Origin of the sequence: Parahaliea mediterranea (assembly GCF_003402235.1) — a bacterium.
In the GTDB taxonomy this organism is placed as follows: Bacteria; Pseudomonadota; Gammaproteobacteria; order Pseudomonadales; family Halieaceae; genus Parahaliea; species Parahaliea mediterranea.
Map to the genome: position 1 here is coordinate 55,472 of NZ_QEWO01000007.1, position 24,226 is coordinate 79,697.

27 protein-coding genes and 1 other RNA gene are annotated in these 24,226 nt (G+C 64.8%); 16 read left to right on the top strand and 12 right to left on the bottom strand.

Features of this window, described 5'->3' with window-relative positions; genetic code table 11:
- Positions 1 to 97 precede the first annotated feature (97 nt).
- The 6 genes from lptB to DDZ17_RS19005 are packed head-to-tail and all read right to left on the bottom strand — an operon-like array spanning position 98 to position 4,452.
- A complete protein-coding gene (gene lptB / locus DDZ17_RS18980) occupies positions 98 to 823 on the bottom strand; it encodes an LPS export ABC transporter ATP-binding protein (protein ID WP_116368567.1) in 726 nt (241 codons plus the stop codon).
- A complete protein-coding gene (gene lptA, locus DDZ17_RS18985; RefSeq protein ID WP_157976731.1) occupies positions 801 to 1,406 on the bottom strand; it encodes a lipopolysaccharide transport periplasmic protein LptA in 606 nt (201 codons plus the stop codon). The genes lptB and lptA overlap by 23 nt, the downstream gene beginning before the upstream one ends.
- Positions 1,387 to 1,947, bottom strand: coding sequence for an LPS export ABC transporter periplasmic protein LptC (lptC, locus tag DDZ17_RS18990; RefSeq protein WP_116368569.1), 561 nt, complete (start codon positions 1,945 to 1,947; stop codon positions 1,387 to 1,389). The genes lptA and lptC overlap by 20 nt, the downstream gene beginning before the upstream one ends.
- Complete coding sequence (locus DDZ17_RS18995) at positions 1,947 to 2,489, bottom strand: KdsC family phosphatase (RefSeq protein WP_241505961.1); 543 nt, start codon at positions 2,487 to 2,489, stop codon at positions 1,947 to 1,949. Before DDZ17_RS18995 ends, lptC begins: the two co-directional genes overlap by 1 nt.
- On the bottom strand, positions 2,489 to 3,466 hold the full coding sequence (locus DDZ17_RS19000; protein ID WP_116368570.1) for a KpsF/GutQ family sugar-phosphate isomerase: 978 nt from the start codon (positions 3,464 to 3,466) through the stop codon (positions 2,489 to 2,491). The genes DDZ17_RS18995 and DDZ17_RS19000 overlap by 1 nt, the downstream gene beginning before the upstream one ends.
- Before the next feature lie 11 nt (positions 3,467 to 3,477).
- Positions 3,478 to 4,452 carry a calcium/sodium antiporter gene (locus DDZ17_RS19005; protein WP_116368571.1) on the bottom strand — a complete coding sequence of 325 codons (975 nt, stop codon included), beginning with the start codon at positions 4,450 to 4,452 and terminating at the stop codon, positions 3,478 to 3,480.
- A gap of 185 nt (positions 4,453 to 4,637) precedes the next feature.
- Between DDZ17_RS19005 and DDZ17_RS19010 the strand changes: the two genes are divergently transcribed.
- The 5 genes from DDZ17_RS19010 to hisD all read left to right on the top strand — a co-directional run bounded on the left by DDZ17_RS19010 (position 4,638) and on the right by hisD (position 8,898).
- A complete protein-coding gene (locus DDZ17_RS19010; RefSeq protein ID WP_241505962.1) occupies positions 4,638 to 5,306 on the top strand; it encodes an MlaC/ttg2D family ABC transporter substrate-binding protein in 669 nt (222 codons plus the stop codon).
- Positions 5,307 to 5,406: 100 nt separating this feature from the next.
- On the top strand, positions 5,407 to 5,646 hold the full coding sequence (locus tag DDZ17_RS19015; RefSeq protein ID WP_116368573.1) for a BolA family protein: 240 nt from the start codon (positions 5,407 to 5,409) through the stop codon (positions 5,644 to 5,646).
- 31 nt (positions 5,647 to 5,677) lie between these two features.
- Positions 5,678 to 6,940 (top strand): UDP-N-acetylglucosamine 1-carboxyvinyltransferase, encoded by a 1,263-nt coding sequence (murA, locus tag DDZ17_RS19020; protein WP_116368574.1) that lies wholly within the window; start codon positions 5,678 to 5,680, stop codon positions 6,938 to 6,940.
- A 21-nt stretch (positions 6,941 to 6,961) separates the two neighbouring features.
- Positions 6,962 to 7,606 carry an ATP phosphoribosyltransferase gene (hisG, locus tag DDZ17_RS19025; protein WP_116368575.1) on the top strand — a complete coding sequence of 215 codons (645 nt, stop codon included), beginning with the start codon at positions 6,962 to 6,964 and terminating at the stop codon, positions 7,604 to 7,606.
- Positions 7,606 to 8,898, top strand: a complete 1,293-nt coding sequence (hisD, locus tag DDZ17_RS19030) for a histidinol dehydrogenase (protein ID WP_116368576.1) — start codon at positions 7,606 to 7,608, stop codon at positions 8,896 to 8,898. Before hisG ends, hisD begins: the two co-directional genes overlap by 1 nt.
- 885 nt (positions 8,899 to 9,783) lie before the next feature.
- On the opposite strand, the gene DDZ17_RS19035 is transcribed toward hisD, so the two are convergent.
- The gene (locus DDZ17_RS19035) at positions 9,784 to 10,899 is read right to left on the bottom strand and encodes a S1C family serine protease (protein WP_116368744.1); all 1,116 of its coding nucleotides are present in this window, start codon (positions 10,897 to 10,899) and stop codon (positions 9,784 to 9,786) included.
- A gap of 100 nt (positions 10,900 to 10,999) precedes the next feature.
- Between DDZ17_RS19035 and DDZ17_RS19040 the strand changes: the two genes are divergently transcribed.
- On the top strand, positions 11,000 to 11,758 hold the full coding sequence (locus DDZ17_RS19040) for a Nif3-like dinuclear metal center hexameric protein (protein WP_116368577.1): 759 nt from the start codon (positions 11,000 to 11,002) through the stop codon (positions 11,756 to 11,758).
- A 16-nt stretch (positions 11,759 to 11,774) separates the two neighbouring features.
- On the opposite strand, the gene DDZ17_RS19045 is transcribed toward DDZ17_RS19040, so the two are convergent.
- Positions 11,775 to 12,248: a Z-ring associated ZapG family protein gene (locus DDZ17_RS19045; protein ID WP_157976732.1), complete on the bottom strand. Its 474-nt coding sequence runs from the start codon at positions 12,246 to 12,248 to the stop codon at positions 11,775 to 11,777.
- 160 nt (positions 12,249 to 12,408) lie between these two features.
- Here DDZ17_RS19045 and zapE point away from each other — a divergent pair, with 160 nt between their 5' ends.
- From zapE to DDZ17_RS19080, 7 genes are all read left to right on the top strand, one after another.
- A complete protein-coding gene (gene zapE, locus DDZ17_RS19050) occupies positions 12,409 to 13,518 on the top strand; it encodes a cell division protein ZapE (RefSeq protein WP_241505963.1) in 1,110 nt (369 codons plus the stop codon).
- 190 nt (positions 13,519 to 13,708) lie between these two features.
- The gene (gene rplM, locus DDZ17_RS19055) at positions 13,709 to 14,137 is read left to right on the top strand and encodes a 50S ribosomal protein L13 (protein ID WP_116368580.1); all 429 of its coding nucleotides are present in this window, start codon (positions 13,709 to 13,711) and stop codon (positions 14,135 to 14,137) included.
- A gap of 12 nt (positions 14,138 to 14,149) precedes the next feature.
- Positions 14,150 to 14,542, top strand: coding sequence for a 30S ribosomal protein S9 (gene rpsI / locus DDZ17_RS19060; protein WP_116368581.1), 393 nt, complete (start codon positions 14,150 to 14,152; stop codon positions 14,540 to 14,542).
- A 261-nt stretch (positions 14,543 to 14,803) separates the two neighbouring features.
- Positions 14,804 to 15,400, top strand: coding sequence for a ubiquinol-cytochrome c reductase iron-sulfur subunit (petA, locus tag DDZ17_RS19065; protein WP_116368582.1), 597 nt, complete (start codon positions 14,804 to 14,806; stop codon positions 15,398 to 15,400).
- Entirely contained in the window at positions 15,400 to 17,439 is a 2,040-nt protein-coding gene (locus DDZ17_RS19070; RefSeq protein ID WP_116368583.1) for a ubiquinol-cytochrome c reductase, read from the top strand. The genes petA and DDZ17_RS19070 overlap by 1 nt, the downstream gene beginning before the upstream one ends.
- Before the next feature lie 81 nt (positions 17,440 to 17,520).
- Entirely contained in the window at positions 17,521 to 18,153 is a 633-nt protein-coding gene (locus DDZ17_RS19075) for a glutathione S-transferase N-terminal domain-containing protein (RefSeq protein WP_193940628.1), read from the top strand.
- A gap of 25 nt (positions 18,154 to 18,178) precedes the next feature.
- Positions 18,179 to 18,583: a ClpXP protease specificity-enhancing factor gene (locus DDZ17_RS19080; RefSeq protein WP_116368585.1), complete on the top strand. Its 405-nt coding sequence runs from the start codon at positions 18,179 to 18,181 to the stop codon at positions 18,581 to 18,583.
- Positions 18,584 to 18,620: 37 nt separating this feature from the next.
- Here the strand turns inward: DDZ17_RS19080 and DDZ17_RS19085 are convergent, their stop codons facing one another.
- From DDZ17_RS19085 to DDZ17_RS19100, 4 genes are read right to left on the bottom strand one after another with little or no spacing between them, the layout of a single operon-like run.
- Entirely contained in the window at positions 18,621 to 19,193 is a 573-nt protein-coding gene (locus tag DDZ17_RS19085; RefSeq protein WP_241505964.1) for a BON domain-containing protein, read from the bottom strand.
- Between the two features lie 4 nt (positions 19,194 to 19,197).
- Positions 19,198 to 19,797: a D-sedoheptulose-7-phosphate isomerase gene (locus DDZ17_RS19090; RefSeq protein ID WP_116368586.1), complete on the bottom strand. Its 600-nt coding sequence runs from the start codon at positions 19,795 to 19,797 to the stop codon at positions 19,198 to 19,200.
- 24 nt (positions 19,798 to 19,821) lie between these two features.
- A complete protein-coding gene (locus tag DDZ17_RS19095; protein WP_170150242.1) occupies positions 19,822 to 20,181 on the bottom strand; it encodes a YraN family protein in 360 nt (119 codons plus the stop codon).
- Between the two features lie 35 nt (positions 20,182 to 20,216).
- Positions 20,217 to 22,055: a penicillin-binding protein activator gene (locus tag DDZ17_RS19100; protein WP_157976733.1), complete on the bottom strand. Its 1,839-nt coding sequence runs from the start codon at positions 22,053 to 22,055 to the stop codon at positions 20,217 to 20,219.
- Positions 22,056 to 22,171: 116 nt separating this feature from the next.
- Between DDZ17_RS19100 and rsmI the strand changes: the two genes are divergently transcribed.
- From rsmI to mraZ, 3 genes are all read left to right on the top strand, one after another.
- Positions 22,172 to 23,008, top strand: coding sequence for a 16S rRNA (cytidine(1402)-2'-O)-methyltransferase (gene rsmI / locus DDZ17_RS19105; protein ID WP_479680799.1), 837 nt, complete (start codon positions 22,172 to 22,174; stop codon positions 23,006 to 23,008).
- Positions 23,009 to 23,061: 53 nt separating this feature from the next.
- An RNA gene (rnpB, locus tag DDZ17_RS19110) (RNase P RNA component class A) lies at positions 23,062 to 23,421 on the top strand.
- A 346-nt stretch (positions 23,422 to 23,767) separates the two neighbouring features.
- Entirely contained in the window at positions 23,768 to 24,223 is a 456-nt protein-coding gene (gene mraZ / locus DDZ17_RS19115; protein WP_116368589.1) for a division/cell wall cluster transcriptional repressor MraZ, read from the top strand.
- Positions 24,224 to 24,226 lie beyond the last annotated feature (3 nt).

The window sequence follows — 24,226 nt, forward strand, 5'->3', positions numbered from 1 at the left end:
GTAGGCGTACTGCTCGCGATGGCTTGTGGCCAGTGTAGCGCCGGGCGCGGAAGGCTGGCAACCGCTGGCGCGAATATTGCTTATACCACCGCTGGCTTTACAGTCGGAACTGATCCCCGAGGTAGACCCGGCGCACCGATTCGTTGGCGAGAATGTCCTCGGTGCCCCCCTCGGCGATGATGTGGCCCTCGCCCACAATGAAGGCGTTCTCGCAGATATCCAGGGTGTCGCGCACGTTGTGGTCGGTGATCAGCACCCCGATCCCGCGGTCGCGCAGTTGCCGGATGATCTGCTTGATGTCGTTGACGGAAATCGGGTCGACCCCGGCGAAGGGCTCGTCCAGCAGGATGAAGTCCGGCTCGGTGGCCAGGGCGCGGGCGATCTCCACCCGGCGCCGCTCGCCACCAGACAGGGACTGGCCAAGGCTGTCGCGCAGGTGGCTGACGTGGAATTCTTCCAGCAGGGCGTCGCAGCGCTCCTGGCGCTGGGCCCGGTTCAGGTCGGGGCGCGTTTCAAGGATGGACAGGATATTGCTGCCCACACTCAGGCGGCGGAAGATGGACGCCTCCTGGGGCAGGTAGCCAATGCCGCGCCGGGCGCGCTCGTGCATGGGCAGGGCGGTCACGTCCTCGCCGTTCAGCACGATGCTGCCGCGGTCGGCGCGGACTATGCCCACAATCATGTAGAAACAGGTGGTTTTGCCGGCGCCGTTGGGACCCAGCAGGCCCACAATCTGGCCGCTCTCCAGCTGCAGGGACACATCCTGCACCACCTGTCGCCCGCGGTAGGCCTTGGCCAGGTTACTGGCCGTCAGTTGCGCCACCCGGCTTCTCCTCTGGGCTGTCCTGGGGCGGGGCGGTTGCGCCCTCGTCCTGCTGGTTGTTGGGCAGGGCGCTGGCGGGGATCACCACCTCCACCCGCCCGCTGTCGCTGGCGCTGGAGTCGGCGCGGATCAGCTGCTGGCCAATGAAGTACTCAATGGAATCCCCGGCCACCTTGGAGCCGTCCTGTTCGACACTGGCGTTGCGCTTGAGCAGCACCCGCTCCTCGGCCTTGAAGTATTCGATCACCTCTGCCCGGGCGTGCATCAGGCCCTTGTCGGCCTGGGGCTGCTCGCGCATGTGGGCCGGGCTGCCTTCGGCCATGATGCGATCGGCCTCCTTGTCCTCGTGAAACACGGTGACCTTGGCGGCGTCGATACGCAGAGTGCCCTGCTGCATCATCACGTTGCCCTGATAGACGGTAAAGCCCTTCTTCTCATCGCGCACCGCCTTGTCGGCGGAAATGCGAATCGGCTCCTGGCGATCCTCCGGCAGGGCCAGGGCAGCGCCGGCCGCCAGCAGCAGGGCAGCCGCCAGCAGACGGGCCGGCGCCCTCGGGGCCGGCTCAGGGCCGCGCTTGTACATAGGTGGTCTCCACATTGGGGCTCATGACGATGCGCTCGGTGTTCAGGTCGGCGGTCATGCCGTCGGCACGAAGGATACTCTCATTCTGTGTGATGGTGACAGGAACGCGTGATACCGCGGTGTTTTTGCGGGTGTTCAAGGTCATGGCCTGGGTTGCCAGGGTGCCGCCGGTCTGGTCGTTGACCAGCCGCACCGTGCTGCGCAGTTGCAGCACGCCGGGCCGGTGGCGGAAGGTGCCCTCGTCGGCGGTGGCGGACCAGGTGCGGTCGTTGCCGTCGTGGGAGTAAAAACGCGGTTGCTGCAGCTCGGAGCTGTCCTTGCCGGCAAAATAGTCCGCCCGGTCTGCCTCAAGGACTTCCTTGAGCATGCCATCCTCGGTGTACTGCCAGCTGCGCACATTCTCCACATAGGTGCGCGGCAGGGCCATCTGGCGCTGGGCGATGGCCGGGTCGGCGCCCGGGTCGCCGCCCGGATTCCAGTACAGGCTGGTCAGCAGCACCAGGCAGAACGCCAGGGCAATGGGCAGAACGGTGCGTTGCATCAGAGAAAACCGGACTCCAGGGTGTCTCGCTGGCCGCGCGCCTCCAGCAGGAATTCGCAGGCTTCGCGCACGGCGCCACAACCGCCGCCAAGGTGGCTGCGCCAGTTGGCCGCCGCCGCGACACGCTCGCAGGCATCGGCGACCGTCAGGCCAAGGCCCGCGGCGACAATGGCGCCAAGGTCGGGCAGGTCGTCGCCCATGTAGGCGCATTCAGAGAGTTGGAGCCCTTTGGCGCGGCACAGTTCCGCCAGCGCCTCGCGCTTGTCCTCGCGGCCCTGCACCACCTCGCCAATGCCCAGCTCCGCGGCGCGGCGGGCGACGATGTGGGAATTGCGGCCGGTGATGATGGCCACCTCAATGCCCACCTTCTGCACCAGCTTGATGCCAAGGCCGTCCTTGATATTGAAGGCCTTGAGTTCCTCGCCGTTGTTGCCGTAGTAAATACGCCCGTCGGTCAGGACGCCGTCGACATCCAGGGCCAGCAGGCGGATGGCGGCGGCTTTTTCGCTCATGTCCTCACTCATGTCGTCGCGCATGCCCATCAGGCGATACCCGCCTGCAGCAGGTCCTTGAGGTGCAGCACGCCGGCCACGCTGCCCGCCTGCAGTACCACCAGGGCGCTGATGCGGTTTTCTTCCATGATGCGCAGGGCCTCGGCGGCCAGCATGCCCGGCCCCACGGTTTTGGGGCCTTTGGTCATCAGGTGGCCGATGGTGGTGTTGTTGATGTCGACCCGCGCCTCAATGGCGCGGCGCAGGTCGCCGTCGGTAAAAATGCCTTCCAGCGCGCCGCCAGCGTCCACCACGGTCGTCATGCCAAGGCCCTTGTTGCTGATTTCCAGCAGCGCCTGGGCCAGTTGGGTGTCCAGCGCCACGCGCGGCACCTGCTCGCCGCTGCGCATCACGTCCTCCACTTTCAACAGCAGCTTTTTGCCAAGGGTGCCGCCGGGGTGGGAGAAGGCAAAATCCTCGGCGGTGAAGCCGCGGGCCTCCAGCAGGGCAATGGCCAGGGCGTCGCCCATCACCAGGGCCGTGGTGGTGCTGGAGGTGGGAGCCAGGTCCAGGGGGCAGGCCTCGGTGGCCACGCCGGTATTCAGGTGGGCGTCGGAGGCCTGGGCCAGGGGCGAATCCGGGTCGCCGGTCATGCTGATGATGGGCGTGCCCAGGCGTTTGAGCAGGGGCAGCAGGCTGACTACTTCTGGCACCTTGCCACTGTTGGACAGGGCGATCACCGAGTCCTGGGGGGTGATCATGCCCATGTCGCCGTGGCTGGCCTCGCCCGGGTGCACAAAATGGGCAGGGGTGCCGGTGCTGGCCAGGGTGGCGGCGATTTTGCGGGCGATATGGCCGGACTTGCCCATGCCGGTCACAATCACCCGCCCGCGGGTGGCCAACAGCAGTTCGCAGGCCTGTTCAAAGTGGGTGTCGATGCGCTGGGCGAGGGCGGCGACGGCATCGGCTTCAATCTGCACGGTGCGCAGGGCCGAGCGGCGATAGGCACTCGGGTCGTGGTCGCTCATGGGGAGGGGTCTCAGCGGGTCTGGTAAAGCCAGTAATAATACCCCGCGTAGAGGGCCACAAACAACGCGCCAACACCGCGCCCAAGGTAAGCGCGGCCATCGCCACTGCGCGGGTGGTGCCGGCCCCACAGCAACACCAGGGCAAGCACCACCGTGAGCCCGGCCATGCTGGCGTAGTCCCTTGGCAGCACGTGGGCGTCCAGCTGCTCGGGCAGGATAATGCCCGGAATGGCCATCACCGCCAGCAGGTTGAACAGGTTGGAGCCAATCACATTGCCCACCGCAATCTCGGTGTGCCCGCGCAGGGAGCTGGCCACGGTGGCGGCCAGTTCCGGCAGGCTGGTGCCGATGGCGACGATGGTGAGGCCGATCACCAGCTTGGAAACGCCCAAAAACAGGGCCACCTCGGTGGCGCCCCACACCAGCATGCGGGAGCTGGCAATTAGCAGGGCCAGGCCAAGGGCGAAGGTGAGCCAGGCGCGCCCCATGGCCAGGTGAGGCAGTTCCTCGCCCTCGCCGGCGTCCAGTAGCGGGCTGTCGGCCCCCTGGCGGCGCACCATCAGGTACAGGATCAGGGCCAGTGAGGCCAGCATGAGCCAACCGTCCAGGCGCGACAGCTCACCGTCGAGAATCAGCACCGCCACCCCGGCGGTAACCGCCAGCAGGGCAGGCAGCTCCTGGCGGACACAGTCCGCGCGGACGACAATCGGCACCGCCACCAGGGTAACCCCCAGCACCAGGCCGATATTGGCGATGTTGGAGCCGATGGCATTGCCGATGGCCAGTTCGCCAGCGCCGGCCATGGCGGCGGTAAAAGACACCAGGATTTCCGGGGCAGAGGTGCCGATGGAGACAATCGTGAGGCCGATCAGCGCCGGCGACAGGCCGAGGTTCTCGGCAATGGAGGCGGCGCCGGCGACAAACAGGTCGGCGCTCCAGATCAGGATGATGAAGCCGAGCAGAATCGCAATGGACGGCAGTAGCATCGGGTTGGGTTCAATTCCTGTTAAAGTAGGCGCCGCGCTGAACCTCGGTGCCGTTACGGCTGTCATAACCTGTCACGGGGTTGGCGTGTTCAGGCTGGCCGGCGGCGCCGGGGCGCTGCCACTATAACCTGAAAGATTACCTGAAAGCCGATACCCTACAGAGATTAAGTGCAGGAGCAAAGGACGTGAAGCGAGTCGAGCAGATGTTGATGCATGGCATGGCCGTGCTGGCCCTGGTGGCGGGCGCCGCTGTGGCGCAGGCCGAGCCGGCCCCCACCGCCCACCAGGTGGTGGGGGAGGCCACCGAGTCGGTGATGGCCGCCGTGGCCGATGCGCGCCGCGCCGGTGACGGCGCCTCCGAGGCCTACTACCAGCAGATCGAGACGCTGCTGGACCCGGTGGTGGACTTTCGCGGCTTTGCCCGCGGTGTGATGGGGCCCTACGCCACCAGCGAGCGCTACCGCTCCCTGGATGAGGCCGGCCGCGAGAAGCTGGCCGACCAGCTGGACCGTTTCACCGAGCGCATGCGCGAGGGTATGGTGCGCACCTACGGCAAGGGCCTGCTGGCCTTCGGCGGCTCGCGCATTGAAGTGACCCAGCCCTCCAACCCCGATCCCGAATCGCGCCGCGCCACCGTGCAGCAGCTGATCCACAAAGAGGGCGCCCAGCCCTACGTGGTGCTGTACCAGATGGGGCGCGACAAGGACGGCAACTGGAAGCTGCGCAACATGATTATCGAGAACGTTAATCTGGGTGAGATCTACCGCAGCCAGTTCCAGAGCTCGGCGCGCAGCTACAACGGCGACCTGGACCAAGTCATCGACAACTGGTCGGCGGTAGAAATCGACACCTGAGGCCGGTGCTGGCTGTTTTGTCGCAGCCTGATAAAATGCCCGCCTTTTCCCCTGCGCGCCGGCAACCCAGCCGGCGCGCTGTTTATTGTTGGAGTTAACTATGGATGCCGCAACCGTTACCACCCTGCTGGAGGCCCGCCTGGCGGGCTGCCAGGTGCAAGTCGAAGGGGCAGGCAACCACTATGACATCCTGGTCGTAGGCGAGGTTTTCGAGGGTATGCGCCCGGTGCAGCGCCAGCAGCTGGTTTATGCCGGCCTGAGCGAGCAGATCGCCGATGGCAGCATCCACGCGGTCAACATCAAGACCTTCACTCCCGAGCAGTGGCGTTCGCTCGCCTGAGTCCGGCCACCACCCAACGGGAGATACCTGCGTGGACAAACTAGTTATCAGGGGCGGCCGGGCGCTGCACGGGGAACTGCGTATCTCCGGCGCCAAAAATGCCGCCCTGCCCATTCTGGCCGCGACACTGCTGGCCAGCGAGCCGGTCACCATCCGCAACCTGCCCCACCTGCACGACATCACCACCATGATCGAGCTGCTGGGTTGCATGGGGGTGGAGCTCACCGTCGACGAAAAGCTGAGCATTGAGGTCAACGCCAACACCATCAGCGAATTCTCGGCGCCCTACGAGCTGGTTAAAACCATGCGCGCCTCTATCCTGGTGCTGGGGCCGATGGTGGCCCGCTTCGGGCGGGCCCATGTGTCCTTCCCCGGTGGCTGCGCCATCGGCAGCCGCCCGGTGGATATTCACCTCAAGGGCCTTGAGGCCATGGGGGCCAAAATTTCCGTGGAAGGCGGCTATATCAACGCCGAAGTGGATGGTCGCCTGCAGGGCGCGCGCATCCTGATGGAGACCGTGACCGTCGGCGGCACCGAGAACCTGTTGATGGCCGCGGCCCTCGCCGCGGGGCGCACCGTGCTGGAAAACGCCGCCCGCGAGCCGGAAGTGGTGGATCTGGCCCAGTGCCTGATCGCCATGGGCGCCAAAATCAGCGGCCACGGCACCGACACTATCGTCATTGACGGCGTGGAAACCCTGCACGGCTGCACCTACGATGTCATGCCAGACCGTATCGAGACCGGCACCTACCTGGTGGCGGCGGCGGCCACCCGTGGCAGCATCAGCCTTCGCGGCACCTGCCCACAGTACCTGGAGGCAGTGCTGCACAAGCTTGAGGAAGCTGGCGCGCACATCGAGCAGGGCGAGGACTGGATTCGCCTGGACATGCAGGGCCGGCGGCCCAGGGCGGTCAACATCAAGACCGCGCCCTACCCGGGCTTTCCCACCGACATGCAGGCCCAGTTCACCGCCATGAATGCCGTGGCTGAGGGCACCAGTACGGTGACCGAGACGGTGTTCGAGAACCGCCTGATCCAGACCCACGAAATGAACCGCATGGGTGCCCACATTGTGATCGAGGGCAACACCGCCATCATCACCGGGCAGGAGCGTCTTGAGGGTGCGCCGGTGATGGCGTCCGACTTACGCGCCTCCGCCAGCCTGGTGATTGCGGGCCTGGTGGCCAGCGGTGAAACCCCGGTGGATCGCATCTACCATATCGACCGCGGGTATGAATGTATTGAAGAGAAACTCCAGCAGCTTGGCGCCGATATCCGCCGGCTGCCGGGCTGACCGACAAGGCCGAGGCCACCGATGAGCAGACCCCTCACCCTGGCACTGACCAAGGGCCGCATCCTCAAGGAAACCCTGCCGCTGCTAGCGCGGGCCGGCATCGAGCCGCTGGAGGACGTGTCCGCCAGCCGCAAACTGGTGTTTGAAACCACACTGCCCGGCCTGCAGCTGGTGATTATTCGCGGCACCGACGTGCCCACCTACGTGCGCCACGGCGCCGCCGACCTCGGCGTGGTGGGCAAGGACATCCTGCTGGAGCAGGGCGCCGATGGCCTGTACGAGCCGCTGGACCTGAACATCGCCCGCTGCCGCCTGATGACCGCCGGCCCGGTGGGCTGGCAGCGCGGCGGCGCCCGGGTGCGGGTGGCCACCAAGTTTGTGAACGTGGCCCGGCGACACTTTGCCCGCCAGGGCCTGCACGCGGAAGTGATCAAACTCTACGGCGCCATGGAGCTGGCGCCGATGATGGACCTTGCCGACCTGATCGTCGACATCGTCGATACCGGCAACACCCTGCGCGCCAACGGCATGGAGCCACTGGAGGAAATCGCTTCCATCAGCTCCCGCCTGGTGGTGAACAAGGCCGCCATGCGCGCCCAGCACGGCCCCATCCAGAAAGTGGTGGACAACATCGCCGCGGCGGTAGCGGCGGCCGAGGCAGCCTGATGCGCCGCCTGGACAGCCGTCAGCCTGATTTTGACGCGGCACTGGCGCAGCTCACCGCCTGGGAAGAATCCCTCGACGCCGATGTCAACGCCACCGTGGCCCAGGTTATTGCCGACGTGCGCCAGCGCGGCGACGCCGCACTGCTGGACTACACCGCCCGCTTCGACCGCCGGCAATTGGCCGATGCCGCGGCGCTGGAAGTCTCCCCGGCGCGCATGCAGCAGGCCCTGGAGAGCATCGACCCGGCCCAGCGACGGGCGCTGGAGGCCGCCGCCGAGCGTGTGCGCAGCTACCACGAACACCAGCGCCAGGACAGCTGGGATTACCGCGACGCCCAGGGCAATCGCCTCGGCCAGCAGATCACTCCCCTGCAGCGCGCCGGCATCTATGTGCCGGGCGGCAAGGCCAGCTACCCCTCCTCAGTGTTGATGAACGCCCTGCCGGCCAAGGTGGCGGGGGTGGGTGAAATCATCATGGTCGTGCCGGCCCCCGATGGCGCACTCAATGACCTCGTGCTGGCCGCCGCGGCCATTGCCGGGGTCGACCGTGTATTCACCATCGGCGGCGCACAGGCCGTGGCCGCGCTCGCCTACGGCACCGAGACCGTGCCTGGCGTGGATAAAATCGTCGGCCCCGGCAATATCTACGTAGCCACCGCTAAACGCATGGTGTTTGGCCGGGTGGGTATTGACATGATCGCCGGCCCCTCGGAAATCCTGGTGATCTGCGATGGCAGCACAAACCCCGACTGGGTGGCGATGGACCTCTTCTCCCAGGCCGAGCACGATGAAAATGCCCAGTCCATCCTGCTTTGCCCCGACGGCGCCTATCTGGATGCGGTGGCAGAGAGCATCGAGCGCCTGCTGCCGACCATGGAGCGTGCCGACATCATTCGCGCTTCGTTGAGCGGGCGCGGGGCGATGATCCTCACCCGCGACCTGGCCGACGCCGTGGCCATCAGCAACCAGTTGGCACCGGAGCATTTGGAGCTGTCCGTGGCGGACCCGGACGCGCTGCTGCCGGCGATCGTCAATGCGGGGGCGATTTTCATGGGAGCCTACACGACAGAATCCCTGGGGGATTACTGTGCGGGGCCAAACCATGTGCTACCCACTTCGCGCACTGCGCGTTTTTCGTCGCCGCTGGGTGTGTACGATTTCCAGAAGCGCAGTTCGGTGATTCACTGCTCGGCGGAGGGGGTGCGGGAGCTGGGCAAAGTGGCATCGGTGTTGGCTCGGGGGGAGCAGTTGACGGCCCATGCCCGGAGTGCGGAGATGCGCCTGGAGGAGTAGTTCGTTGGGCTTTTCCGGTTGTTGGCGGTGGCGGCCCGCTGGGCCGCTGCGTGGCCGGCGATCAGGTGAGCGCTTTTACTCCATTACGGGCGCATGCGGTGCGCGTTCCTGTTGTTGTTTTTTACCTCGTTAGTTGCAGCCGGCTTTGGTTGTGGCGCCTGAGTGCACAGTATTTTGGGCGCGTTGATCTTTCTGAAGTTCGGTAGTGCCCTTCGCGGTGGCTGGAGACGAGGTAAGCTGGGATCGAGTTCGCATCCGACGCCCTCCAAGTCCGTAAAAGACTCGCCTGCTCACCGGCAACGCGTCGGGTTGGCGATGCGGTGTCACACGGGTTTGCTTTTGGTGGGGGCTGCGGGAATAGGGGGTGGTTGGGTGTGAATGCGAAGCTATGGCGCTGTGGAAGCAATGCGGGCGGTGCTCGGTAAGCTAGCAAACTTGGCTAAGGTAGCCGATCAGGCGGGTGGAGCGTATTAGGCAGTAAAAAGGCCACTAAGCCACTAAGCCACTAAGCCACTAAGCCACTAAGACCACAGCCTCAATCCTCTCCGCCTGCAGTGACAATCCTGCCATTGGCACCCGCATGGACGTCGACAGGTGAAACCCTTTTGCGGACTTGGAAGGCGGCGGCTGTGGGCTCGGTCTGCGCTTACCTCGTCTCCAAGCATCGCGAAGGGCACTGCCGAACTTAAGAAAGATCAGCGTGCCGTAGATACTGTGCACTCGGTGCTACAACCAAAGCCGTCTGCAACTAACGAGGTAAAAACAACAACAGGAAGGCACACCGAACGCCTGGAATGGAGCAAAAGGGTTTCACATGGCGGCGGCGATGCAGCGGCCGCGAGGCCGCCCAAATCAGAGCGAAAAGACCAGAGCGAAAAACCGCCATCAAATCGTTGGCGACTGCCGCAGTGTTCCCACCACCGCATGCAAATCCAGCGACTGCGTTTCCCGCTGCACCGTCACATCAATATCATCACCCGGGCGCAGCATCGCAATATGGTGCATCGTCTGCCGCCCATCCTGAATCGGCTCCCCATCAATGTGGGTAATCACATCCCCCAGCCGCACACCCGCCTTTTGCGCCGGGCTGTCCTCGGTAATCGCCGAAACCAGCAGCGCCTGACCCATCGGAGTGCCGTTATCAATACGGCGCACCGGCTCCACACTCACCCCGAGCCAGCCGCGGATCACCTCGCCGTAGTCGATCAGATCCTGCATCACAAACACCGCCAGATTGACCGGAATGGCCAGGCTGATGCCGATGCCGGTGGGCGAGGCGGCGCGGCCCTGGTCGCCGGCGGTGTAAATCAGGGTGTTGATGCCCAGCAGGCGGCCCTGGGTGTCCACCAGGGCGCCGCCGGAATTGCCCAGGTGAATGATGGCGTCGGTCTGGATGTAGTCTTCGTAGGTATTGCGCTGCAGGCCGTAGCGGCCCAGGGCAGACACGATACCCTGGGTCACCGAGTTGCCAAAACCCAGTGGGTTGCCGATGGCCAGCACCACATCGCCAACACGGGTGTCTTCGGAGTTGCCAAGCTCCACCGGTTGCAGGTGGGGCAGGTCGATCTTCAGTACGGCGAGGTCGGTGGCCGGGTCGGTGCCGATCACCCGGGCCTTGGCCAGGCGGCCGTCGTGCAGCAGGACCTGGATCGCATCCACCTGGCTGATGACATGGTTGTTGGTGAGGATGTGCCCTTCCTCGGTCATGATGACGCCGGAGCCGAGGGACTGCTCGATGCGCTGGCGCTGTTCCTGGGGCGGGTTGAAGCGGTTGGAGAACAGGTCCTCGATGCGCGGGCGGCGCTGCTCCGGCACCAGGCGGGCGGTGTAGATGTTGACCACCGCGGGGCTGGCATTGCGCACGGCGGCGGCGTAGCTGACCGATTCCGGCGCCACCGGCGCGCGCTGGGGCGCGGGCAGGATGAAGCGGTCGAGGAGCAGCAGCGCCGCGAACAGGCCGGCCAGGGCAGGCCAGGTGATGAATTTCAGGGCGTCTTTCATGGGGTCCGCGTGTGAGGTCAGCGGCCGCATTGTATATGATGCGCCCCTGCACTGTCCCGCTGGGGCAGTGGGTCAATTCAGCAATGGGAGAGCGCGCGTTATGTCAGTCAGCCTGCGGGAACTTCAACAGGAACTCGATCGCCTGCTGCAACCACACCAGTTCCGGGACTACTGCCCCAATGGCCTGCAGGTACAGGGTCGGCCCCAGGTGCGGCGGCTGGTGACCGGTGTCACCGCCAGTCAGGCGCTGGTGGACGCGGCCATCGACTGGCGGGCCGATGCCATCCTGGTGCACCACGGTTACTTCTGGAAGGGGGAAGACCCGACGATTACCGGCATGAAGCGGCGCCGACTTGCCGCCCTGCTGGGGGCGGATGTGAGCCTGCTGGCCTACCACCTGCCGCTGGATGCCCACCCGGAACTGGGCAACAACGCCTGCCTTGGCCGCCTGCTGGGCATGGAGGAGAGCGAGCCGCTGCAGCCGGGCACGGATGGTGTTGGCAACGTGGCGACGCTTGATGAGCCGCTGAGCGCCGGCGATTTTGTGGACAGGCTGCGCCAGTTGACCGGGCGCGAGCCGCTGCACATCGGCAACCCCGAGCGCGAGGTACAGCGGGTGGCGTGGTGTACCGGGGCGGCCCAGGGGTATATCGATGCCGCGCTGGCGGTGCGGGCCGATCTCTATATCACCGGTGAGGCGTCAGAGCAGACTGTGCACACGGCGCGGGAGGAGGGCATCGACTTTATCGCCGCCGGCCATCACGCCACCGAGCGCTACGGCGTGCAGGCTGTGGGGGAGAGTCTGGCGGAGCGCTTCGGGCTGCAGCACCGCTTTATCGATATCGACAACCCGGTCTGATTGCCACCGGGGCGGGTCAGGGCTTGGCTTCCGCCTCGCTCTCGGCTTTTTCGCGCTTGACCCGCTCCAGGCCGAACTCCTCGTTCAGCATGCCCTTTTCCTCGGGAGAGGTCTTGGGGGCATAGTCCAGCGGCGGCTGGATATTGGCCAGATGGGGCGGGATTTCCGCGCCGTCGCCGGCGCTTTGCAGGCGCTCCAGGGAAATGGGGCCCTGGCCCTGGCACAGGGTGGCGGCCCCGCTGGCGAGGTGGTTGTGCACATCGCGATAGCTGTCGGTGAGGCTGTTGAGCAGCTTGGCGGTTTTGGAGAAGTGTTCCACCACCTCGTCTTCGTAGGCGCGCTTGTCCTGGATAACCTGATCCAGTTTGCGCTCCACTTCGCGGGACTTTTTGCCCTCGGCGGAGCTGCGGCGTCCCGCCAGTAGCCCGAGCCCCAGCCCGACCAGCAGGCTGACAACGGCTGAAGCGACGACGATGGTTAAGCTATACACGCGGTATTTCCTCATTGGGCAGGTACAACAGGCTGGCCAGTATACCCGAATCAAGGCCCGACTAAAGTGCGCTACGCCAGCTGGATTGCCATCCGATCGGTCGCTGGGTAAAGTTGGCCGCTTTCCTGAACCACCCGCCAGCACTGCGCGAGCCTTCCCCTTGAGCCAGACCGCCTCCAGCCCCCTGCAACGCTACCAGCACGACCTGCAACGGGAGGGTTTTTCCTATGATGCAGCCCAGGAACAGGCGGTTATCAAACTGCAGGACCTGTACATGCGCCTGCTGGCCCGGCGCCGCGAGGCGGCGGGCCTTGGCGGCCTGTGGCGGCGCCTGAGGCGCGAGCAGCCCGAGCCGGAAAAGGGCCTGTATTTCTGGGGCGGCGTGGGGCGCGGCAAGACCTACCTGGTGGATACCTTCTACGACTGCCTGCCCTTCGAGGACAAGCTGCGGGTGCACTTCCACCGCTTCATGCAGCGCGTGCATGCCGACCTGACCGACCTCGACGGCGAGAAAAACCCGCTGGAGAAGGTGGCGGATCGTCTGGCCAGCGAGGCCAGCGTGATCTGTTTTGATGAGTTTTTTGTGACCGACATCGCCGATGCGATGATTCTGGGCGGCCTGATGCAGGCGCTGTTCGCCCGCGGCGTGAGCCTGGTGGCCACCTCCAACATTGTGCCGGCAAAGCTCTACGAGAATGGCCTGCAGCGCCAGCGCTTCCTGCCGGCGATCGCCCTGATCGAGCGCTACACGGAAGTGGTGAACGTGGACTCCGGGGTCGATTACCGGCTGCGCACGCTACAGCAGGCCGAGCTGTACCACTACCCTCTGGACGAGGCGGCCGATACCAGCCTGCGGCAGAGCTTCGAGCAGCTGGCGCCGGAACCCGGCAAGCACTGGGAGCGTATTCAGGTCAACGGGCGCTACATCACCTGTCGTTGCCTGGCCGATGACGTGGCCTGGTTCGATTTTGCCGAGCTGTGCGACGGGCCGCGCTCGCAGAATGACTACATCGAGCTGGCCCGGGACTTCCAGGCGGTGCTGATCTCCGGGGTGCCGGCCATGGGGCAGGGCAACGACGACGCGGCGCGGCGCTTTATCAATCTGGTGGACGAGTTCTACGACCGCAACGTCAAGCTGGTGCTGGCGGCGGACAGGCCCCTGCTGGCGCTGTACGACGGCGGGCGGCTGGGATTTGAGTTTCAGCGCACGGTGTCGCGCCTGCAGGAGATGCAGTCCACCGAATACCTGGCCCGGGAGCACCGTCCCTGAGGGGGTGTCGGGTTGGTGATTAAGGGGATGGCTGAGGGGGCGGTGCTGGTGGCTCAAGGCACCTGCGCCGCCCCGCTTTCGGGGTCAACTAAGTGCCGAATTTTCTTTTGGTTTTTCCGCTTGAAATGGGTATGCGCATTCAGTAGTATTCGCGTCCTCGAAATTGGAGCCCTCCAAGAGGCAGTCATTGATGAAAACTTTTAGCGCCAAAGCTGAAGACGTGACCCGCGATTGGTTCGTGGTCGACGCGTCTGACAAGACTCTGGGCCGCCTTGCCAGCGAAATCGCGCACCGTCTGCGCGGCAAGCACAAGCCCGAATACACCCCGCATGTGGACACCGGCGATTACATCGTCGTGATCAACGCCGAGAAAGTGCGTGTCACCGGTGCCAAGGCGAAAGACAAGATGTACCACCACCACACCGGGTTCCCCGGTGGCCTGAAGTCCATCTCCTTTGAAAAGCTGATCGATAAGGCCCCCGAGCGCGTGATCCAGGGTGCGGTCAAGGGCATGTTGCCGCGGAACCCGCTGGGCCGAGCCATGTTCAAGAAGCTGAAGGTGTACGCGGGTGCAGAGCATCCCCACGCCGCGCAGCAGCCGCAAGCACTGAATATCTAACGGAAGCCACCTATGTCAGCTACCCAATACTACGGAACCGGTCGTCGCAAGACTTCCACCGCGCGTGTGTTTCTGCAAAGCGGTGCCGGCAATATCACTGTCAACAAGCGTCCGCTGGATGTCTACTTCGGTCGCGAAGTGGCGCGCATGATTGTGCGTCAGCCGCTGGAACTGGTTGAGCTCATCGACAAGTTCGACATCAACGTCACTGTTGCCGGTGGTGGCAGCTTCGGCCAGGCCGGTGCCATTCGTCACGGCATTACCCGTGCCCTGATGGAGTACGACGAGTCCCTGCGCGGCACCCTGCGCGGCGCTGGATACGTCACTCGCGACGCCCGTGCGGTAGAGCGTAAGAAAGTCGGTCTGCGCAAAGCGCGCAAGCGTCCTCAATACTCCAAGCGCTGAGTTTTTCCGGCGCGTCTGCGGGCGCTGCCGGAGTTCCCCGAGAACGCCCATCCTGGTTTCAGGTGGGCGTTTTCTGTATTTCCCCGTTGCCCCCCGGGCGCCCCTCTGGAAGCACTTCAGGAGGGCGGAAAACGCTGCAAAATCAAAGCGTTCTCTTGTCACTTCGGGCTAAAGTCATTACTATTTGCAGCATTTTTCGCAAAGTGGTCCCGGTAGTCTGGCAGCCTCTGTCAGCGGACCGACAATAAGGGGAGAAAAAGGATGAGTGGCGATGGCGTGAACACCGGCAGGAGGCGCTTTCTGACAGCGGCTACCAGCGCGGTGGGTGTGGCCGGCGCGGTGGGAATCGCGGTACCGTTTTTGGGTTCCTGGAACCCCTCGGCCAAGGCCAAGGCGGCCGGTGCGCCGGTCAAGGCTGATATCGGCAAGCTCGAGCCGGGCCAGATGGTTGTGGTTGAGTGGCGCGGCAAACCGGTTTATGTGGTTCATCGCACCCCTGAAATGCTTGAGGCCCTGCCGGGTCTGGATGACCGTCTCAAAGATCCGCTGTCTGAAATTTCGTCACAGCCGGCCTATATCACCGGCGAGGATCGCGCGATTCGCCCCGAAATTTTTGTGGCTGTTGGCCTCTGCACCCACCTGGGCTGTGCGCCGAAATACCGCCCCGAAGTGGGTGCGGCCGACCTCGGCGGCGACAGCTGGATGGGCGGCTTCTTCTGCCCCTGTCACGGCTCCAAGTTCGATCTTTCCGGCCGGGTCTTCTCTGGCGTGCCGGCTTCCGCCAACCTGGAAATTCCGCCCTACTCGTACGAGAGCGATAACGTACTGGTAATCGGCGTGGATGCGGAGGCTGCCTGATGATTAATATGCTGATCGGTGTACGGGACTGGGTCGACGAGCGTCTGCCCATCATGCGCGCCTGGAACACCCACATGGGCAAGTACTACGCGCCCAAGAATTTCAACTTCTGGTACTTCTTCGGGGTGCTGTCGCTGGTGGTGCTGGTCAACCAGCTGCTCACCGGCATCTGGCTCACCATGAGCTTCAACCCCAGTGCCGAGGGCGCCTTCGCCTCGGTCGAGTACATCATGCGCGATGTCGACTATGGCTGGATTTTGCGCTACATGCACTCCACCGGGGCCTCGGCCTTCTTTGTGGTGGTATACCTGCACATGTTTCGGGCCCTGTTGTACGGGTCTTACAAAAAGCCGCGGGAGCTGATCTGGATCTTTGGCATGCTCATCTTCGTGGTGCTGATGGCCGAGGCCTTTGTAGGCTATGTGCTGCCCTGGGGGCAGATGTCCTACTGGGGCGCCCAGGTGATCATCTCCCTGTTCGGTGCGATTCCGGTGGTGGGTGAAGACCTGGTGACCTGGATTCGCGGCGACTTCCTGATTTCCGGCGCCACCCTGAACCGCTTCTTCGCCCTGCACGTGGTGGCCCTGCCCATCGTGCTGCTGGCGCTGGTGGTGCTGCACCTGCTGGCCCTGCACGAAGTGGGGTCCAACAACCCCGACGGTGTGGAAATCAAGAAGCACAAGGGCCCCGATGGCGTGCCGCTGGATGGCATTGCCTTCCACCCCTACTATTCGGTGCACGACCTGCAGGCGATTGCCGTCTTCCTGTTTATCTTCTGCGCGGTGATTTTCTTCATGCCGGAGATGGGCGGCTTCTTCCTTGAGTACGCCAACTTCGAGGAGGCCAATGGCCTGAAGACCCCGGAGCATATTGCCCCGGTGTGGTACTTCACGCCCTTCTATTCCGTGTTGCGCGCGGTACCGGACAAGTTCTGGGGCTTCGTGGCCTTTGCCGCGTCGGTCGCCATTCCCTTCATCCTGCCCTGGCTGGATCGCAGCCCGGTCAAGTCCTGGCGCTATCGCGGCAACATCACCAAGGTGATGCTGGTGCTGTTCGTGGCCAGCTTCCTGATTCTGGGTGTGCTGGGCGTGAAGGCGCCGACCGAGTCGCGCACCCTGCTGGCGCAGATCTGCTCCATCTTCTACTTCGCCTTCTTCCTGCTGATGCCGATTTGGTCCAGCATGGACAAGACCAAGCCGGTGCCGGAGCGGGTCACCATGGATGGCGGCATGGGCTTCTGGCGCAGCATGGGCGTGCTGGCCATTATCATGGCGCTGACTGTGCTGCCGCTGAAGGCGGTGGGGGCTGAGTCCGCCCACGCCTGCGGCAGTATCCCCTGCGATGAGTTCACTGCCGACCCGTCCGACAAGGCCTCCCTGCAGAACGGTGCCCGCCTGTACATGAATTACTGCATGGGCTGCCACTCCCTGCAGTACGCCCGCTACAACCGGGTGGCCGAGGATCTGGGTATCCCCACTGACCTGATGGAGGCGAACCTGATCTTCGACCCCTCGGAGAAGATCGGCTCGCTCATGCACAACGCCATGTCCAAGGACGACGCCAAGGTCTGGTTTGGCGCCGCGCCCCCTGACCTGACCCTGGTGTCGCGCGCCCGCCAGCCCGAGTGGCTGTACACCTACCTGCGCACCTTCTACAAGGACGACAGCCGCCCCTGGGGCGTCAACAACAAAGTCTTCAAGGATGTGGGCATGCCCCATGTCCTGCTGGAGCTCCAGGGCATGCAGGAATGCGCCATGGGCCCGGTGAAAGCCGCCAATGGCGGGGTCAAGCGCGACCCGCTGACGGGCGCCGATATTATGGAAGAGCCCTGCGGCCGCCTGGTGGTGACCGAAGAGGGCAGCATGACGCCGGATGAGTTCGACGGCGCCATGTATGACCTGACCAATTTTCTGGCCTACACGGCCGAGCCGATAGCCAGCGACCGCAAGCGGATTGGTACCTTTGTGCTGCTGTTTATCACCCTGTTTTTCGTCTTTGCCTGGCTGCTCAACCGCGAGTACTGGAAAGACGTACACTGACAGCCCGAAAGGGCCGCCGCCCGCGCCGCTGTTCTGGCGGCGCGGGCGGCAAAGCGTTTCTGAAAACCTGAGGATTCCCTGATGGGCGTAGTGGCAAAGCGGTCTTCCATGACCTTATTCTCCGACAGTACCAGTCATTACAGTCACCGAGTTCGTATCGTGTTGGCTGAAAAGGGGGTCACCGTCGACCTGGTCGAAGCGGAAGGCAACCATCCCCCCGCGGAACTGGCGGACGTCAATCCGGATAACTCCCTGCCCACGCTGATGGACCGCGACCTGGTGCTGTGGGAATCCCGCGTCATCATGGAGTACCTGGACGAGCGCTTCCCCCACCCGCCGCTGCTGCCGGTTTACCCGGTGGCCCGCGCCGAGAGCCGCCTGTTCATGCACCGTATCGAAAAGGACTGGTGTGCCCTGGTGGACTCCATCCAGAACTCGCGCAGCGACAATGTGGTGAGCAAATCGACCAAGGAACTGCGCGAGAGCATCATGGGCATTGCGCCCATCTTTGCCGAAAAGCCCTTCTTCATGAGCGAGGAATTCACCCTGGTGGATTGCTGCATCGCCCCCATCCTGTGGCGCCTGCCTTCGCTGGGTGTGGACATCCGCTCCAGCAAGCAGTCCAAACCCCTGCTGACCTACATGGACGCGCTGTTCAACCGTGAGTCTTTCCAGGAAAGTTTGACCGAGCAGGAGCGGGAGATGCGCACCTGAGGCTCTGGCCTGCGGGGTAGCTCCTATGACGCCCAGTCGCCCTTATATCATGCGCGCTCTCTACGAGTGGATCGTGGACAATGGCTGCACGCCCTATTTGCTGGTGGATGCCGGCATTCGCGGTGTCGATGTGCCGCGCCAGTACGTCAAGGACGGCCAGATCGTGTTGAACATTTCGCCGAGTGCGGTGATCGACCTCAACATTTCCAACGACCTGGTCTACTTCAACGGCCGCTTTGGTGGTGTGCCCACTGATATCAGTGTGCCGGTGAACGCCGTGGTGGGTATCTATGCCCGGGAAAATGGCCAGGGCATGGTGTTCGAGGCGGAGGAGGGCCCGCAGGGGCCCGACGACGACCCCGATCAGACACCGCCCGAGAGCGGTCCCGGCAAGCCGGAAGGTCGGCCCTCCCTTAAAATCGTGAAGTGACCAGCGTCAGGCGCTGGTCACCTTCGCCCCGGCGCCTTCAGCTGGGCACAATCTCAAACAGTCTCACCACCCGCTGCACGCCAGACAGCCCGGCGGCCACGTCGGCTACCCGGTCGGCCTCGGTCTGGGTGGCCATACCCATCAGGTAGACCACGCCGTTTTCGGTGACCACCTTGGTGCGCATGCCAGGGGTACTGGAATGGCCAATCAGCCAGGATTTGACCTTGGCGGTAATCCAGGTGTCGGCGGTGCGTGTCATGCCGGAGCTGGGCGCGGCAACTTCCATTTCGTTGTAGATGCGGCGCACGCCGCGAATTTTGCGCACCACGTCGGAGGCCTTGTTCTTCAGCGCTTCGCTGGGCACCTGGCCGGCCAGCAGCACAAAGCCGTTGTAACTGACGATGACCAGGTGAGCCTGTTCAAAGCGCGAATCGGCGGCGCGGATATTCACCATGGCCTTGGTTTCAACCGCTTCGTCCTCCAGTTGGCGCCCCATGGTGCGCTCCACCGGCTCATCCTCAATGGGGTTGGACTTCACGGTGGCCAGCATACTGCCGCAGCCCGAGAGGGCGAGGCTGGCAACGATGAGGGGGGCGAAGAAAAAACGCATAGGGTCAGTGTCCTGTAAAACCGCCGAACAGGGCGTGGTCAATGAGTTCGCAGAGGTTCTGCAGCAGCACGGTGTGTCGCTCCAGCGCGCGGGCCGGCGCAATCCGGTCCAGGGCGATCACCGCATCACCGTCGTGCAGCAGCGCCGGGATGTGTTCGTCCACGCCGTTCGACAGCAGGACGATGGCCATGTTCCGCTCGCGGGCGCTCTCCAGGGCGCGCCGCAACTGCCCGCCGATGCCCGCGCTGGCAATGCACAACAGGACATCGCCGCTCTGCCCCAGGGCCAGCAGCTGGCGGGCGTACATTTCGTCGCTGCCGTCGGCGCTGGCGATGGCGCCCACCACGCCGCCATCACCGGCGAGGGCCAGGGCCGGCAGGGCGGGGCGCTCCTGCTGGAAGTGCCCCAGCAGGTTGATGGCGAACAACTGGGCGAGTGCAGCATCGGGCCCGCTGCCGCAGGTCAGCACCTTGTGCTCGTTGAGCATGGCCGCCACTATCAGCTCGGCGCCAGCGCCCAGGGCCGGTGCGGCCGGGTCCACCGCCATTGCCAGCGCTTCAATGGTGCCCTGGCAGTTGGCGGCCAGCAGTTCGTAGTGATCCATGCAGTGTTCCCGGAGTGGTGTGGCTCAGGCAGTGAATGCGGACCGAATCCATTGGGGCTCCGGCGCGGGCGATGATTGTCGCGGCTCAAAGGCAATAACGTCAAATCGGCAGGGATAGTTGCGCCAGCGCGGCTGGGAACGCAGGAACAGGCTGGCAGCCAGTTGCAGTTTGCGCTGCTTGCGCCAGTCGACGGAGGCCGCGGCGCTGGCAAAGCGCGGGTTGCGCCGGGCGCGCACTTCAACAAATACCAGGGTATTGCCGTCCAGGGCGACGATGTCCAGCTCGCCGCCCCGGAAGCGGATGTTGCGGCCAATCAGCTGAAGCCCCTGCTGTTGCAGGAAGGCGGCTGCGAGCTCTTCGTGGGGGTCGTTGGCGGGGTTCACGTTGGCGGCCTCCTTTGGTGGGGCCGCCAGTATAGTCAGCGCGGCTTCAGGCGGCCGTCGTCAAATGTAGCCGCCCACGGCTCGCGGCGAATGCGCAGCTGCGGGTCCATGGTGAGCAGGCCGGTGCTGCCGCGCAGCAGGGCTGCGGCGCCGGCCTGCAGCTGGGCAAAGCGACTCTGCAGCAGGAAGGCATCGGCGCCCAGCGCGTTGAGCCGGGTGTAGCTGTCGCTGCCGGTATCGCCGGCGGCAATGGCCACGCGCAGCTCCGGGTCCGCGCCCAGCAGCCAGGGCAGCTCGGCGAGCACAATGCCGTTCAGGTCGCTGTCGCCGCGCCCGGGAATGCCGCTGTAGATGGCAGAGGGCGCATACACGGGCAGGTCGCCCGCGTAGTGGAAGGCCAGCAGCGGCTTGATGGCGCGGGCCTCGGCGGGACTGCCGGACAGCAGGAAAATGGCGTCGATGTCCTGGCGGCGGCGGGCGGTCGTCTCGATATTGGTGGCCAGCATGGCGCGCACTTCCCGCGCCCGGGCCTCGCTGGCATCCAGCTGGAAGGCCTGCTTGATGGTGTCGGAGTAGGCCTCGGCGCTGGCGTAGGTCACCGCACCGACAATCTCTCCTCCCAGGGCCTGCCACTGCTGCTGCAGGGCGCCGTTGAGCTTGTCGCCCCACTCGCCAGCGGGGCGCACCACCAGGGCACGGCGGGCGCCACCGTTCCAGGCCTGGCGGGCCAGGGTGTCCACTTCGTCCTCGGGGGACAGGGACAGCTGCACCAGGGCCGTCGGCCCGGGCGGCAGGGGGGCGTCGCTGCGGTTCAGGGCGAGCACCGGCACGGGCCGCTCGGCCAGGCCGCCCAGTTCTGTCACCGCCTCTTTACTGAGGGGGCCGACGATCATGGTGGCGCCCTGGCGCACCGCGTCCTGGTAGGCGCTGGTGGCATCGGGGTAGGCATTGGTATCCAGCACCAGCAACTCCTGCTGCGGCGGATCGCCGGCGGCGGCGCGGTAGTGGGCGGCCAGGTAGCCGTCCTGCACGGCCCTGGCGGCGGGCGCCAGGCGGCCACTGAGGGGCAGCAGCAGCGCAACGGTCTGCGCCCTGATGGGCTGATCCAGCAGGGCGCCGAGCCCCCCGGGCAGGGGGGCGGCGGCGGGGTGATGCGGGTGCTCCTCGCGCCAGGCGCGCAGGTCGCTCTCAAGCGCTGCGGGGCTGGCCGCCGAGGCGGTCAGCTCGGCCAAAGCCAGCCAGGCGGCCCAGTCGTCATCGGCCGGGTCGTCATCGGCCCGGTCACGCCGGGCGGCGGCCAGCTGCTGCGCGGGCACCTGCTCCAGGTCGCGCCAGATGCTCGCGCCCAGGGCCGCAGCGCCGCGCTGTTGTGGGTCGGCACTCAGCAACTGGCTGCCCAGCCGGGCGCTGCCCAGGTGATCGCCTGCGGCGGCCTTCAACTGACGCTGGAAATTGACGATTTTGTCCGACAGGGCAAGGGCGGTGCCCGGTGCCGGGTAGTCCTTGAGGATCGCACTTGCCTGCTGTGGGCGGCCGTGCTGCCAGGCGATGCGCGCCTGCAGGTAGTGCAGGTAGGCGTCATCGTTGGTGTTGAGCGGCCCGCGGAGGGTGGCGAGGCTTTCCTCGGCCTGCATCCAGTCCTGCCGGGCAAGCTGTGCCTCGGCCCGGGCGAAGGCATCGGCATACGCGCTGTCCGGCAGTGTGCGATCCGCCGCCTGTTCCGGCTGGCTGGTCTCGGGCGCGACGATGGCCTGCTCGGGCGGCGCTGGCGGGCCGTCCTGCTCCGGCGCCTGGGCGCAGGCCTGCAGCAACAGGGCCGAGGCCAGCAGCAGGCCGGGGAGGGGGCGGTGGCGACGTGTCGGGTGATCTCTCATGCTATCCTTCGCTACTTTCTTGGTGCGGCCTCGGTACAGCGCCAGCGACTGCACTCAACGCTGCGGTTGTGGCGTGGTGGGGGCCATTATAGAGCGATTGCGCGCAAGGTTGGTGAGTGGAACTGGAATCCGGACTGTACGTGGTGGCAACCCCTATCGGCAACCTCGGGGACATCAGCCGCCGCGCCCTTGATGTACTGGCGGCGGCGGATCTGGTGGCGGCGGAAGACACCCGCACCACCCGCCACCTGCTGGCCAAGTTCAATATCGACAACCAGGTGCTGGCCTACCATGACCACTCCGATGCGCGCGCGGCGCAGCGCATTCTCGACTGTGTTGCCGGCGGTGGGGTGGTGGCGCTGGTCTCCGATGCGGGTACGCCGCTGATCTCCGACCCGGGCTATCGCCTGGTGCGCGAATTGCAGGATGCCGGGCAGGCGGTGTTTCCCATTCCCGGCCCCTGCGCCGCAGTGGCGGCCCTGTCCGCCTCGGGCCTGCCCACGGATCGGTTCCTGTTCGAGGGGTTTTTGCCCGGCAAGTCCGCCGCCCGGCAGGCGCGGTTGGCGGCGCTCGCCCAGCGGCCGGAGACCTTGGTGTTCTACGAGGCGCCCCACCGGGTGCTGGAGTGCCTGGATGACATGACGGCGGCCTTTGGTGCAGATCGCGAGGCCCTGCTGGCACGGGAAATCACCAAAGCCTTTGAGACCCTGCGCCGGGCCCCACTGGCGGATTTGCAGGCTTTCGTAGCTGCCGATGGCAACCAGCAGCGCGGTGAAATTGTGCTGGTGGTGGCCGGGCAGCGCCAGCGCGCAGAGACGATCGACGACGACAGCGCCCGCCTGCTGCGCCGCCTGGCGGAAGAATTGCCGCCCAAGCGGGCGGCGGCCGTGGTGGCGGACCTCACCGGCCTGCGCAAAAAACAGCTCTACGACTACCTGCTGCAGCAGGGCTGATATTCCCGCCGATAGCGCTTGCCTTGTTTTGCTGCCCTGCGTAGTCTTGCCGCCGAGTCGGTCAGACGATCGCTTCGCCCCGGCCTTGGCTGCGGCGGGGAGGAAAGTCCGGGCTCCATAGGGCAGGGTGCCAGGTAACGCCTGGGGGGCGCGAGCCTACGGAAAGTGCAACAGAAAGGATACCGCCTGGCCGCTCACGCGGTCCGGTAAGGGTGAAATGGTGCGGTAAGAGCGCACCGCGCGGCTGGCAACAGGCGCGGCGATGGTAAACCCCACTCGGAGCAAGACCAAATAGGAATCCATACGCTGCGGCCCGCAGTGGATTCGGGTAGGTCGCTACAGGCAGGCGGCGACGCCTGTCGCAGATGAATGGTCGTCCACGACAGAACCCGGCTTATCGACCGACTCACTTCTTACTAAGGCCGGTGCCCGCCCCAGTGGCGGGCACCGGCCTTTCTATATGCCGTTTCGGCCCTCTGGCGCCCCTGCCAAAGAAAAAAATATACTGAAACTTAAAGTAAGTTCTTAGCATGTGCTGTTACGCGCATGTTTTCTGTCACCTTTATCGTGGTGTGGGGGCCCCAAAGCCGGGCGCAGACAACTAAAATCGCCGCTAATTCACTGAAATTACAACGTTTTTTTGCGAGAGGCTCGCTTGACACCCCCTTCGAGCCAGACCTATAGTGTCGCAAAGTGGGAATAAGTGGATAAATTTGGTTTTTTGTGGGAAACAAAACCAAATAAGTGGGGAAAGCGATCGTGTTTCGCGGAGTACAGCACATCAATATGGACGCGAAGGGACGCCTGGCCATGCCGGCGCGTCAGCGCGAGCCGTTGTTGTCGCTGTGCGAGGGGCAGATCGTCGTCACGATTGATACCCAAACCCGCTGCCTGGTGATCTATCCGCTGCCCGAATGGGAGCGTGTCGAGGAGCAAATCCAGGCGTTGCCGGCCCTCAACAAGGCCACCAAGCGCTTCCAGCGTTTGATCCTGGGCTACGCCACCGATATCGAGCTGGACGGCAACGGCCGTATGTTGCTGCCCCAGTCCCTGCGCGACTACGCCGGGCTGGAGAAGAAGCTGGTGCTGGTGGGGCAGGGCAAGAAGATGGAGCTTTGGTCCGAGGCCCTGTGGCAGGCCGAGTGCGAGCAGGCGCTGGAGGAGTCCGGCCCCGACGCCGAACTGCCCGCTGAATTGCTGTCGCTGACCCTGTAGGTG

Bases quoted from the DNA above. Each gene is read 5' to 3' on its own strand.
- petA (WP_116368582.1), top strand. From the start codon at position 14,804: ATGAGTGGCGATGGCGTGAACACCGGCAGGAGGCGCTTTCTGACAGCG.
- hisG (WP_116368575.1), top strand. From the start codon at position 6,962: ATGAGCAGACCCCTCACCCTGGCACTGACCAAGGGCCGCATCCTCAAG.
- DDZ17_RS19035 (WP_116368744.1), bottom strand. From the start codon at position 10,899: ATGAAAGACGCCCTGAAATTCATCACCTGGCCTGCCCTGGCCGGCCTG.
- DDZ17_RS19075 (WP_193940628.1), top strand. From the start codon at position 17,521: ATGGGCGTAGTGGCAAAGCGGTCTTCCATGACCTTATTCTCCGACAGT.
- DDZ17_RS19080 (WP_116368585.1), top strand. From the start codon at position 18,179: ATGACGCCCAGTCGCCCTTATATCATGCGCGCTCTCTACGAGTGGATC.
- rplM (WP_116368580.1), top strand. From the start codon at position 13,709: ATGAAAACTTTTAGCGCCAAAGCTGAAGACGTGACCCGCGATTGGTTC.
- DDZ17_RS19005 (WP_116368571.1), bottom strand. From the start codon at position 4,452: ATGCTACTGCCGTCCATTGCGATTCTGCTCGGCTTCATCATCCTGATC.
- DDZ17_RS19040 (WP_116368577.1), top strand. From the start codon at position 11,000: ATGTCAGTCAGCCTGCGGGAACTTCAACAGGAACTCGATCGCCTGCTG.
- rpsI (WP_116368581.1), top strand. From the start codon at position 14,150: ATGTCAGCTACCCAATACTACGGAACCGGTCGTCGCAAGACTTCCACC.
- DDZ17_RS18995 (WP_241505961.1), bottom strand. From the start codon at position 2,489: ATGGGCATGCGCGACGACATGAGTGAGGACATGAGCGAAAAAGCCGCC.
- hisD (WP_116368576.1), top strand. From the start codon at position 7,606: ATGCGCCGCCTGGACAGCCGTCAGCCTGATTTTGACGCGGCACTGGCG.
- DDZ17_RS19000 (WP_116368570.1), bottom strand. From the start codon at position 3,466: ATGAGCGACCACGACCCGAGTGCCTATCGCCGCTCGGCCCTGCGCACC.
- lptA (WP_157976731.1), bottom strand. From the start codon at position 1,406: ATGTACAAGCGCGGCCCTGAGCCGGCCCCGAGGGCGCCGGCCCGTCTG.
- lptC (WP_116368569.1), bottom strand. From the start codon at position 1,947: ATGCAACGCACCGTTCTGCCCATTGCCCTGGCGTTCTGCCTGGTGCTG.
- DDZ17_RS19085 (WP_241505964.1), bottom strand. From the start codon at position 19,193: ATGCGTTTTTTCTTCGCCCCCCTCATCGTTGCCAGCCTCGCCCTCTCG.
- DDZ17_RS19070 (WP_116368583.1), top strand. From the start codon at position 15,400: ATGATTAATATGCTGATCGGTGTACGGGACTGGGTCGACGAGCGTCTG.
- DDZ17_RS19015 (WP_116368573.1), top strand. From the start codon at position 5,407: ATGGATGCCGCAACCGTTACCACCCTGCTGGAGGCCCGCCTGGCGGGC.
- DDZ17_RS19100 (WP_157976733.1), bottom strand. From the start codon at position 22,055: ATGAGAGATCACCCGACACGTCGCCACCGCCCCCTCCCCGGCCTGCTG.
- DDZ17_RS19090 (WP_116368586.1), bottom strand. From the start codon at position 19,797: ATGGATCACTACGAACTGCTGGCCGCCAACTGCCAGGGCACCATTGAA.